At 68.7% G+C, this 10,189-nt stretch carries 11 protein-coding genes and 6 pseudogenes; 8 read left to right on the top strand and 9 right to left on the bottom strand.

What is annotated here, in order from left to right; genetic code table 11:
• The 4 genes and pseudogenes from BLW44_RS18355 to BLW44_RS18340 all read right to left on the bottom strand — a co-directional run.
• Positions 1–986, bottom strand: a pseudogene (locus tag BLW44_RS18355) (DEAD/DEAH box helicase); the annotation flags it as partial.
• Between the two features lie 215 nt (positions 987–1,201).
• A complete protein-coding gene (locus BLW44_RS18350; protein WP_254775142.1) occupies positions 1,202–1,375 on the bottom strand; it encodes a hypothetical protein in 174 nt (57 codons plus the stop codon).
• 5 nt (positions 1,376–1,380) lie between these two features.
• Positions 1,381–1,605, bottom strand: a complete 225-nt coding sequence (locus BLW44_RS18345) for a flotillin domain-containing protein (protein ID WP_254775140.1) — start codon at positions 1,603–1,605, stop codon at positions 1,381–1,383.
• Between the two features lie 620 nt (positions 1,606–2,225).
• Positions 2,226–2,585 (bottom strand): annotated as a pseudogene (locus tag BLW44_RS18340) (flotillin family protein); the annotation flags it as partial.
• On the opposite strand from BLW44_RS18340, the gene BLW44_RS18335 reads away from it, so the two are divergent.
• Entirely contained in the window at positions 2,517–2,792 is a 276-nt protein-coding gene (locus BLW44_RS18335; protein WP_254775141.1) for a hypothetical protein, read from the top strand. The pseudogene BLW44_RS18340 and the gene BLW44_RS18335 sit on opposite strands and share 69 nt — an antisense overlap.
• A gap of 211 nt (positions 2,793–3,003) precedes the next feature.
• Here BLW44_RS18335 and BLW44_RS17225 read toward each other — a convergent pair whose 3' ends face one another.
• Positions 3,004–3,432 carry a MarR family winged helix-turn-helix transcriptional regulator gene (locus BLW44_RS17225; protein WP_060927523.1) on the bottom strand — a complete coding sequence of 143 codons (429 nt, stop codon included), beginning with the start codon at positions 3,430–3,432 and terminating at the stop codon, positions 3,004–3,006.
• A 252-nt stretch (positions 3,433–3,684) separates the two neighbouring features.
• Here BLW44_RS17225 and BLW44_RS17220 point away from each other — a divergent pair, with 252 nt between their 5' ends.
• The 3 genes and pseudogenes from BLW44_RS17220 to BLW44_RS18675 all read left to right on the top strand — a co-directional run bounded on the left by BLW44_RS17220 (position 3,685) and on the right by BLW44_RS18675 (position 5,081).
• The gene (locus BLW44_RS17220; RefSeq protein WP_060927524.1) at positions 3,685–4,236 is read left to right on the top strand and encodes a TetR/AcrR family transcriptional regulator; all 552 of its coding nucleotides are present in this window, start codon (positions 3,685–3,687) and stop codon (positions 4,234–4,236) included.
• Between the two features lie 108 nt (positions 4,237–4,344).
• A pseudogene (locus BLW44_RS18680) lies at positions 4,345–4,551 on the top strand (hypothetical protein); the annotation flags it as partial.
• A 104-nt stretch (positions 4,552–4,655) separates the two neighbouring features.
• Complete coding sequence (locus tag BLW44_RS18675; protein ID WP_420811384.1) at positions 4,656–5,081, top strand: helix-turn-helix transcriptional regulator; 426 nt, start codon at positions 4,656–4,658, stop codon at positions 5,079–5,081.
• Here the strand turns inward: BLW44_RS18675 and BLW44_RS18730 are convergent.
• From BLW44_RS18730 to BLW44_RS18665, 4 genes and pseudogenes are all read right to left on the bottom strand, one after another.
• Positions 5,052–5,276 carry an HTH domain-containing protein gene (locus tag BLW44_RS18730; protein ID WP_476703356.1) on the bottom strand — a complete coding sequence of 75 codons (225 nt, stop codon included), beginning with the start codon at positions 5,274–5,276 and terminating at the stop codon, positions 5,052–5,054. The genes BLW44_RS18675 and BLW44_RS18730 overlap by 30 nt on opposite strands.
• A 232-nt stretch (positions 5,277–5,508) precedes the next feature.
• Positions 5,509–5,619 (bottom strand): annotated as a pseudogene (locus BLW44_RS18670) (dihydrofolate reductase family protein); the annotation flags it as partial.
• A gap of 32 nt (positions 5,620–5,651) precedes the next feature.
• Positions 5,652–5,972, bottom strand: a complete 321-nt coding sequence (locus BLW44_RS18330) for a dihydrofolate reductase family protein (RefSeq protein WP_254775139.1) — start codon at positions 5,970–5,972, stop codon at positions 5,652–5,654.
• A 287-nt stretch (positions 5,973–6,259) separates the two neighbouring features.
• Complete coding sequence (locus BLW44_RS18665) at positions 6,260–6,433, bottom strand: TetR family transcriptional regulator (protein ID WP_083389618.1); 174 nt, start codon at positions 6,431–6,433, stop codon at positions 6,260–6,262.
• Between the two features lie 335 nt (positions 6,434–6,768).
• On the opposite strand from BLW44_RS18665, the pseudogene BLW44_RS17190 reads away from it, so the two are divergent.
• The 4 genes and pseudogenes from BLW44_RS17190 to BLW44_RS18660 all read left to right on the top strand — a co-directional run.
• Positions 6,769–7,194 (top strand): annotated as a pseudogene (locus BLW44_RS17190) (MarR family winged helix-turn-helix transcriptional regulator).
• Between the two features lie 213 nt (positions 7,195–7,407).
• Positions 7,408–8,610 carry a flotillin family protein gene (locus tag BLW44_RS17185; RefSeq protein WP_074732163.1) on the top strand — a complete coding sequence of 401 codons (1,203 nt, stop codon included), beginning with the start codon at positions 7,408–7,410 and terminating at the stop codon, positions 8,608–8,610.
• Positions 8,611–8,691: 81 nt separating this feature from the next.
• A complete protein-coding gene (locus tag BLW44_RS18325; RefSeq protein WP_074732161.1) occupies positions 8,692–9,093 on the top strand; it encodes a hypothetical protein in 402 nt (133 codons plus the stop codon).
• 41 nt (positions 9,094–9,134) lie between these two features.
• Positions 9,135–10,189 (top strand): annotated as a pseudogene (locus tag BLW44_RS18660) (DEAD/DEAH box helicase); the annotation flags it as partial.

Below are 10,189 nucleotides of genomic sequence, written 5' to 3'. Positions count from 1 at the left end.
GTCATGCCGCGGGCGGCATCGCGCTGCGGATGCCGGGACAGACAGGTGTCCACCACGAGACGCACCCCCGGCACGGTGAGCGAGGACTCGGCGAGGGAGTCGTGACGATGATGCGCGGTGGGTCGGCGGGAGCGCGACCGCGGATCACCGCATCCTGCTCGGAGCCCGGATCTGTCCGTGCAGCTCCCGCACGTCGAACCCGCCGCCCGCGTCGCGGATGCGGCGGGCGATCTCGGAGATCTCGCGGGCGCCGGGGGCGAAGACGAGCACGTCGGCGGCGGGCTCGGTGCGCACGAGATCCTGCGCCCCGGCGACCGCAGTGGCGGCCACGTGCTCGAGGAAGCCTCTGGTCACCCCGCGCTCGTCGAGACGGGGCACGGGGCTCGGCGCCCAGCGTTCGGCGAGCGGGAAGGCGGGGACGTCATGGTCGACGATGGGCGCGGGATCGTCGTCCGTGCCCAGGGCCGCGGCGATGCGCTCGGCGTCGAGAGTGGCGGACATGGCCACGACGTGCAGGTCGTCGCGCAGCTCGCGCACCTCGGAGAGCAGTCCGATGAGCAGGTCGGTCTCGACGGCGCGCTCGTGCACCTCGTCGATGAGGACGGCGTCGACTCCGTCGAGTCCTGGATCGTCGAGCATCCGCCGCAGCAGCACGCCGGCCGTGACGAACTCGACCCGCGTCTCGCGTCCCACCGCGCGCTCGCCGCGGACGGTGAACCCGACGCGAGTGCCGAGCGGCGTGCCGTCGAGCTGGGCGAGCCGCCGGGCGGCTGCACGTGCGGCGACCCGTCGCGGCTGCGTGACGATGACGCGTCCGGGGAGCGTGACGCGAGAAGGGGCGGCACGAGCGTGGTCTTGCCGGTGCCGGGCGGGGCGCTCACGACCAGGGCGCGGCTCTCGTCGAGTGCCGCTGCGACCTCGTCGAGGGCGGCCGCGAACGACAGACCCGCGCCGATGGTGGCGAGGTCGAAGGAGTCGGGCGGCACTCCTCCAGTCTGCCCGCTCTCCGCAACTCCGGAGATCCGGGGCGCTTCGGCTGGTATCCGGTCACCTGGCGGCACATGCCGGCGAATCTCCGGAGTCATGGAAACCGAACGCGCGACACTAACCGAACGCGCGAGAGCAGTGGGTCCGTGGACGCCGGAGACGACGGATGCCGCGACCGAACCGGCCGCGGCATCCGCTGTGCTGACTGTGGTGACTACTCCGCGGCGGGAGCCGGCGGTGCGGGCGGCGGCGGGGTGGTCGGGGTCGACTTCCGGGTGGTCGGCGCCGTAGCGGAGGCCACACCCTCGCCGATGCCGCGGCCGACGGCCTGGCCCTGGATGATCGAGGCCAGGTCGAGCCCGGTCGCCGAGCTGACGCTGTCGAACACCGACTTCAGCGCCTTGGCACTGTCGGCGCCGACGACGTTCGAGCGCCGTCCTCGCTCGAGCCGCCGATGATCGACACGTTGCCGATCGCGGCGTAGCCCTTCGAGAACTCCGCCATGATCGACGGCAGCACGTCGAGGACGCGCTGCGACAGGAAGGCGTCCTGGTTCGAGGCGATGGCCTTCGCCTCGGCCTCGACGGCGGCGGCTCGCGCCTCACCCTCGGCGCGGATCGCGTCGGCTTCGGCGTTGGCGCGGAGGCGACGGGCCTCGGACTCGGCCTCGGCCTGGGCGCGCAGCGCGTCGGCCTCACCGGTCGCACGGGCGATCGCGGCTGCGGCCTCACCATCGGCCTTGGCCTTGTCGGCCTGGGCCTGCTGCTCGGCGATGCGGTGCGCGCCTCGGCCTGCTTGACCTGCTCGATGGCGCCGGCCTCGGCCGCACGCTCACGCGTGTAGAGCTCTGCCTGTGCCCGGGTCTCGGCCTCGTAGCGCTGCGCGTCGGCGACGCGCTTCACGTCGGCGTCGAGCTGGGCCTGACGGTTCTCGGCCTGCTGCTGCAGGACGGCCTGCTGAGCCTGCTCGCGGGCGAGGTCTCGGCCTGCTCGGCCTCGGCCCGTGCACGGCCGATGCCGGCGTTGGCGTGTTCGTGTCGAGGGCCGTCTGCTCGACCAGGTTCGCTTCCTGGTTGGCGATGTTCTTCTGGTTGATCGCACGGTCGGCGTTGGTCTGCGAGATCTCAGCCGACTGACGCTTCGCCTGGATCTCGGGGGCACCGAGCGACTGGATGTAGCCGACCTTGTCGTGATCCCCTTGATCTGGAACGAGTCCAGGATCAGACCCTGCTCGGCGAGCTCCTGCGAGACGTCGGCGGCGATCTGGTCGGAGAACTTCTTCCGCTCGCGCATCAGCTCGACGACGGAGAGCGTGGCGACGATGCCGCGGAGCGCACCTTCGAGCTGCTCCGTGGTGAACTGCTCGATCGCCTTGTCCTGCGAGGCGAAGCGCTCGGCTGCACGCCGCACGAGGATGGGATCCGAGCCGATCTTCACGATCGCGACGCCGTCGACGTTGAGCGTGACGCTGTCGAGGGACTGCGCCTCGGCATTGAGCGACACCTGGCGTGAGCGCAGCGAGATGATCTCGTGGCGCTGGGTGATCGGGTTGACCAGGGACTTGCCGTTCACGATGACCGTGACGGGCGACTCCGACATCTCGTCCCTGGTCGAGCCGTCTGCAGAGATGACAGCGCGCTGCACCTTCTGCTTGCGTCCCGAGATGACGAGCGCCTCATCGGCGCGAGCCACCTTGATCCAGCTGCGTGCGAACAGCAGCAGGATGAGCAGGACGACGACGGCGATCGCTACGGCGATTCCGACGATGACGAGGATGCCGACGATTCCGGCGATCTCCATGGATGACCTCCCTGGTTCCCCCCGAGGGGGCGGTCGTGTGTCCGCGCGGTCGCGCGGCGTTCAGGCTCCACCCTGCCAGAAAAGGGATTGCAGGCTCACCCTGCGCGAAGGCGAACATCCCGAACGGAGGAGATCTCCCCGAGGGGAGGAGGGAATCGCTCTGATTCTCCTCCCATCGGGGAGAAGTCCGCCCCACACGGCGGTCCGTTGACCGGCGTCAGCGGGTGCGCAGCTTCTCGGCGAGATCGCGGAGCGTCCTGAGCTCCTCGTCGTCGAGCCGCGACATGCGCGACGCGATGGAGCGCCCGTGCACGGTTGCGATGCTGCGGAACGCCTTGGCTCCGGCATCCGTCGCCCTGATCAGTGCGCCACGGCCGTCGTCGGGATCGGGGCACTTGGAGACGAGTCCGCGCGTGACCATCCGGTCGATCAGGCGCGAGACGCTCGGCTGGCTGATCAGCATGTTGGCGGTGACATCTCGCAGACGTGCGGACATGTCCGGGGAGCGCGTGACCGTGAGGAGGACGTCGTATTCGGCCTGAGCGAGGTCGCCGTGGTCGAAGTCGGCGTTCATCTCGGTGAACAGCTCGTGCTGAGCGCGGAACAGGCTCTCCCAGGCCTGCACGGCGAGCTTGCGATCGGTCATGGGAACAGATTAGTGGCAACAGTAAAGGGCCGGTCGGAGAGGCTCCCGACCGGCCCTTGTCCCTTGCACCAAGAGTGTCCTGCAATCACATGAGGTGGATGCCACAGCAAACATTCACCGTGCGATCACTCTATAACGGCGAGGTAACGAATGCAACGGTTTGGTCACGGAATGTTCGCGTCGGACAGCGCGCCTGCATCGTCCGGCCGGCACCGGCTCGTCCGAGTTAGTGAATTGTGATTTACTAACCGTATGGTCCGACCTAGACGTCTCGAAGACGACGAGCTCCTCGCCCGCATCGTCGGCGCACTGGAGCAGCGTGCTGATCTCACGCCCTGGTCGCTCCAGGATGTCGCTCCGGCGGCGGGAATCGGTCCGGCAGGCCTGATCAAGCGCTTCGGTTCCAAGGTGGGTCTTCTGCACGCGCTCACGCGTCGGTGGATCCAGCTCATCCCGCATGGTCCGCTGCCAGAGGGCCGCGAAGCCGATGCCGAGCTTCGCGAGTACGTGAGCCGAGAGTTCGGCGCCGACTCAGCCGCCGGCGCCGTGTACGCCCTGTCGGAGGTGCTCAGCGAGCTGCAGGAACCCGAACTCGTCGCTCTGCTCGCGGAAGGGTGGCGTCGACAGGCGGCACGACTTGCCGAGCTGCTCGCGGGGATGGATCTTTCCCACCTTGCCGATGCGGAGGCAGGCGGCACGCTGCTGCTCGATGCCCTGCACGGTTCCCTGTTCCGGTCGGCTGTGAACCTGGGCCGGACTTCCCCCCTGACAACCCTCGAACACTTTCTGGAGATGTGGAGATGACCTCTCGCAACTGGCGTGGCCGTGTATTCATCGGCACGAGCGCTGACGGCAAGATCGCCCGTGACGACGGATCGCTCGAATGGCTGACCGACCCGCCGGCCCGCCATCATGATGTCCCGACCACCGCCGACCGCCCCGCCCTGGTGGGAGACATTCTTCGAAACGGTCGACGCCATCGTCATGGGCCGTGCCACCTACGACTCCGTGCTCGGCTTCGGGGAGTGGCCGTTCGAGGGCAGGCACGTTCTCGTCCTCACCACGAGATCGGTCATCGAAGACCCTCGCGTCCGCACGGCTTCGTCGATCGATGATGTGACTCGCCTGCTCGACGAACTCGGCGCAAGAGATGTGTACATCGATGGGGGCCGCACCATCCGTCCTTCCTCCGTGCAGGTCTCGTCGATGAGCTCACTCTCTCCGTGGCGCCGATCATCCTCGGGTCCGGGCGTTCGCTGTTCGGAGAGCTCGACGAGGACGTGCTGCTCACGGTCCGCGGCAGCCACGCCACAGACGATGGGCTGGTCCGCACCACGTACGACGTCGTCGCCGCTGAGGCGCGGACGGTTCCCTGCGAGCGGCGCGAAGATGGGGGAGTGAACCGTACCGACCGTCTCTACGCTCTCGTCGAGGAGCTGCGCGCAATGTCGCCCCGGCCGCGCAGCGCGCGCTGGCTGGCAGAGCGTTTCGAGGTGTCCCGAAGAACGGTCGAGCGCGACCTCTCCGCTTTGCAGCAGGCGGGCCTCCCCATCTGGGCGGAGCCGGGGCGGACGGTGGCTACGTCATCGATGCCGCCGCGACGCTGGGTCCTGCGGGGTTCACACTCGATGAAGCGATCGCGGTGCTGATCGGGCTCGGCGGTCTACGACGCAGTCCGTTCCGGCAGCCCGCTGCGACCGCTGGCGGAAGATCCTCGCAGGACCCAGAGCGTCCCGCGGCAGGCATCGATGACGTAAGCCACCGGTCCGCCCCGGCTCCGCCCAGATGGGGAGGCCCGCCTGCTGCAAAGCGGAGAGGTCGCGCTCGACCGTTCTTCGGGACACCTCGAAAACGCTCTGCCAGCCAGCGCGCGCTGCGCGGCCGGGGCGACATTGCGCGCAGCTCCTCGACGAGAGCGTAGAGACGGTCGGTACGGTTCACTCCCCCATCTTCGCGCCGCTCGCAGGGAACCGTCCGCGCCTCAGCCGGCGACGACGTCGTACGTGGTGCGGACCAGCCATCGTCTGTGGCGTGGCTGCCGCGGACCGTGAGCAGCACGTCCTCGTCGAGCTCTCCGAACAGCGAACGCCCGGACCCGAGGATGATCGGCGCCACGGAGAGAGTGAGCTCATCGACGAGACCTGCACGGAGGAAGGACTGGATGGTGCGGCCCCCATCGATGTACACATCTCTTGCGCCGAGTTCGTCGAGCAGGCGAGTCACATCATCGATCGACGAAGCCGTGCGACGCGAGGGTCTTCGATGACCGATCTCGTGGTGAGGACGAGAACGTGCCTGCCCTCGAACGGCCACTCCCCGAAGCCGAGCACGGAGTCGTAGGTGGCACGGCCCATGACGATGGCGTCGACCGTTTCGAAGAATGTCTCCCAGACCAGGGCGGGGCGGTCGGCGGTGGTCGGGACATCATGATGGCGGGCCGGCGGGTCGGTCAGCCATTCGAGCGATCCGTCGTCACGGGCGATCTTGCCGTCAGCGCTCGTGCCGATGAATACACGGCCACGCCAGTTGCGAGAGGTCATCTCCACATCTCCAGAAAGTGTTCGAGGGTTGTCAGGGGGGAAGTCCGGCCCAGGTTCACAGCCGACCGGAACAGGGAACCGTGCAGGGCATCGAGCAGCAGCGTGCCGCCTGCCTCCGCATCGGCAAGGTGGGAAAGATCCATCCCGCGAGCAGCTCGGCAAAGTCGTGCCGCCTGTCGACGCCACCCTTCCGCGAGCAGAGCGACGAGTTCGGTTCTGCAGCTCGCTGAGCACCTCCGACAGGGCGTACACGGCGCCGGCGGCTGAGTCGGCGCCGAACTCTCGGCTCACGTACTCGCGAAGCTCGGCATCGGCTTCGCGGCCTCTGGCAGCGGACCATGCGGGATGAGCTGGATCCACCGACGCGTGAGCGCGTGCAGAAGACCCACCTTGGAACCGAAGCGCTTGATCAGGCCTGCCGGACCGATTCCCGCCGCCGGAGCGACATCCTGGAGCGACAGGGCGTGAGATCAGCACGCTGCTCCAGTGCGCCGACGATGCGGGCGAGGAGCTCGTCGTCTTCGAGACGTCTAGGTCGGACCATACGGTTAGTAAATCACAATTCACTAACTCGGACGAGCCGGTGCCGGCCGGACGATGCAGGCGCGCTGTCCGACGCGAACATTCCGTGACCAAACCGTTGCATTCGTTACCTCGCCGTTATAGAGTGATCGCACGGTGAATGTTTGCTGTGGCATCCACCTCATGTGATTGCAGGACACTCTTGGTGCAAGGGACAAGGGCCGGTCGGGAGCCTCTCCGACCGGCCCTTTACTGTTGCCACTAATCTGTTCCCATGACCGATCGCAAGCTCGCCGTGCAGGCCTGGGAGAGCCTGTTCCGCGCTCAGCACGAGCTGTTCACCGAGATGAACGCGACTTCGACCACGGCGACCTCGCTCAGGCCGAATACGACGTCCTCCTCACGGTCACGCGCTCCCCGGACATGTCCGCACGTCTGCGAGATGTCACCGCCAACATGCTGATCAGCCAGCCGAGCGTCTCGCGCCTGATCGACCGGATGTCACGCGCGGACTCGTCTCCAAGTGCCCCGATCCGACGACGGCCGTGGCGCACTGATCAGGGCGACGGATGCCGGAGCCAAGGCGTTCCGCAGCATCGCAACCGTGCACGGGCGCTCCATCGCGTCGCGCATGTCGCGGCTCGACGACGAGGAGCTCAGGACGCTCCGCGATCTCGCCGAGAAGCTGCGCACCCGCTGACGCCGGTCAACGGACCGCCGTGTGGGCGGACTTCTCCCCGATGGGAGGAGAATCAGAGCGATTCCCTCCTCCCTCGGGAGATCTCCTCCGTTCGGGATGTTCGCCTTCGCGCAGGGTGAGCCTGCAATCCCCTTTTCTGGCAGGGTGGAGCTGAACGCCGCGCGACCGCGCGGACACACGACCGCCCCCTCGGGGGAACCAGGGAGGTCATCCATGGAGATCGCCGGAATCGTCGGCATCCTCGTCATCGTCGGAATCGCCGTAGCGATCGCCGTCGTCGTCCTGCTCATCCTGCTGCTGTTCGCACGCAGCTGGATCAAGGTGGCTCGCGCCGATGAGGCGCTCGTCATCTCGGGACGCAAGCAGAAGGTGCAGCGCGCTGTCATCTCTGCAGACGGCTCGACCAGGGACGAGATGTCGGAGTCGCCCGTCACGGTCATCGTGAACGGCAAGTCCCTGGTCAACCCGATCACCCAGCGCCACGAGATCATCTCGCTGCGCTCACGCCAGGTGTCGCTCAATGCCGAGGCGCAGTCCCTCGACAGCGTCACGCTCAACGTCGACGGCGTCGCGATCGTGAAGATCGGCTCGGATCCCATCCTCGTGCGGCGTGCAGCCGAGCGCTTCGCCTCGCAGGACAAGGCGATCGAGCAGTTCACCACGGAGCAGCTCGAAGGTGCGCTCCGCGGCATCGTCGCCACGCTCTCCGTCGTCGAGCTGATGCGCGAGCGGAAGAAGTTCTCCGACCAGATCGCCGCCGACGTCTCGCAGGAGCTCGCCGAGCAGGGTCTGATCCTGGACTCGTTCCAGATCAAGGGATCACCGACAAGGTCGGCTACATCCAGTCGCTCGGTGCCCCCGAGATCCAGGCGAAGCGTCAGTCGGCTGAGATCTCGCAGACCAACGCCGACCGTGCGATCAACCAGAAGAACATCGCCAACCAGGAAGCGAACCTGGTCGAGCAGACGGCCCTCGACACGAACACGCAACGCCAACGCCGGCATCGGCCGTGCACGGGCCGAGGCCGAGCAGGCCGAGAACCTCGCCCGCGAGCAGGCTCAGCAGGCCGTCCTGCAGCAGCAGGCCGAGAACCGTCAGGCCCAGCTCGACGCCGACGTGAAGCGCGTCGCCGACGCGCAGCGCTACGAGGCCGAGACCCGGGCACAGGCAGAGCTCTACACGCGTGAGCGTGCGGCCGAGGCCGGCGCCATCGAGCAGGTCAAGCAGGCCGAGGCGCGCACCCGCATCGCCGAGCAGCAGGCCAGGCCGACAAGGCCAAGGCCGATGGTGAGGCCGCAGCCGCGATCGCCCGTGCGACCGGTGAGGCCGACGCGCTGCGCGCCCAGGCCGAGGCCGAGTCCGAGGCCCGTCGCCTCCGCGCCAACGCCGAAGCCGACGCGATCCGCGCCGAGGTGAGGCGCGAGCCGCCGCCGTCGAGGCCGAGGCGAAGGCCATCGCTCGAACCAGGACGCCTTCCTGTCGCAGCGCGTCCTCGACGTGCTGCCGTCGATCATGGCGGAGTTCTCGAAGGGCTACGCCGCGATCGGCAACGTGTCGATCATCGGCGGCTCGAGCGAGGACGGCGCCTCGAACGTCGTCGGCGCCGACAGTGCCAAGGCGCTGAAGTCGGTGTTCGACAGCGTCAGCTCGGCGACCGGGCTCGACCTGGCCTCGATCATCCAGGGCCAGGCCGTCGGCCGCGGCATCGGCGAGGGTGTGGCCTCCGCTACGGCGCCGACCACCCGGAAGTCGACCCCGACCACCCGCCGCCGCCCGCACCGCCGGCTCCCGCCGCGGAGTAGTCACCACAGTCAGCACAGCGGATGCCGCGGCCGGTTCGGTCGCGGCATCCGTCGTCTCCGGCGTCCACGGACCCACTGCTCTCGCGCGTTCGGTTAGTGTCGCGCGTTCGGTTTCCATGACTCCGGAGATTCGCCGGCATGTGCCGCCAGGTGACCGGATACCAGCCGAAGCGCCCGGATCTCCGGAGTTGCGGAGAGCGGGCAGACTGGAGGAGTGCCGCCGACTCCTTCGACCTCGCCACCATCGGCGCGGGTCTGTCGTTCGCGGCCGCCCTCGACGAGGTCGCAGCGGCACTCGACGAGAGCCGCGCCCTGGTCGTGAGCGCCCCGCCGGCACCGGCAAGACCACGCTCGTGCCGCCCCTTCTCGCGTCACGCTCCCCGGACGCGTCATCGTCACGCAGCCGCGACGGGTCGCCGCACGTGCAGCCGCCCGGCGGCTCGCCCAGCTCGACGGCACGCCGCTCGGCACTCGCGTCGGGTTCACCGTCCGCGGCGAGCGCGCGGTGGGACGCGAGACGCGGGTCGAGTTCGTCACGGCCGGCGTGCTGCTGCGGCGGATGCTCGACGATCCAGGACTCGACGGAGTCGACGCCGTCCTCATCGACGAGGTGCACGAGCGCGCCGTCGAGACCGACCTGCTCATCGGACTGCTCTCCGAGGTGCGCGAGCTGCGCGACGACCTGCACGTCGTGGCCATGTCCGCCACTCTCGACGCCGAGCGCATCGCCGCGGCCCTGGGCACGGACGACGATCCCGCGCCCATCGTCGACCATGACGTCCCCGCCTTCCCGCTCGCCGAACGCTGGGCGCCGAGCCCCGTGCCCGTCTCGACGAGCGCGGGGTGACCAGAGGCTTCCTCGAGCACGTGGCCGCCACTGCGGTCGCCGGGGCGCAGGATCTCGTGCGCACCGAGCCCGCCGCCGACGTGCTCGTCTTCGCCCCCGGCGCCCGCGAGATCTCCGAGATCGCCCGCCGCATCCGCGACGCGGGCGGCGGGTTCGACGTTGCGGGAGCTGCACGGACAGATCCCGGGCTCCGAGCAGGATGCGGTGATCCGCGGTCGCGCTCCCGCCGACCCACCGCGCATCATCGTCACGACCTCCCTCGCCGAGTCCTCGCTCACCGTGCCGGGGGTGCGTCTCGTGGTGGACACCTGTCTGTCCCGGCATCCGCAGCGCGATGCCGCCCGCG

Origin of the sequence: Microbacterium hydrocarbonoxydans (assembly GCF_900105205.1) — a bacterium.
Lineage (GTDB): Bacteria > Actinomycetota > Actinomycetes > Actinomycetales > Microbacteriaceae > Microbacterium > Microbacterium hydrocarbonoxydans.
Note: the sequence above shows the minus strand (reverse complement) of the source record. Positions and strands in the feature narration are given on the sequence as shown.

Excerpts from the sequence above, each read along its gene's own strand:
- BLW44_RS17220 (WP_060927524.1), top strand. The coding sequence starts at position 3,685 with ATGGTCCGACCTAGACGTCTCGAAGACGACGAGCTCCTCGCCCGCATC.
- BLW44_RS17225 (WP_060927523.1), bottom strand. The coding sequence starts at position 3,432 with ATGACCGATCGCAAGCTCGCCGTGCAGGCCTGGGAGAGCCTGTTCCGC.
- BLW44_RS18330 (WP_254775139.1), bottom strand. The coding sequence starts at position 5,972 with ATGACCTCTCGCAACTGGCGTGGCCGTGTATTCATCGGCACGAGCGCT.
- BLW44_RS17185 (WP_074732163.1), top strand. The coding sequence starts at position 7,408 with ATGGAGATCGCCGGAATCGTCGGCATCCTCGTCATCGTCGGAATCGCC.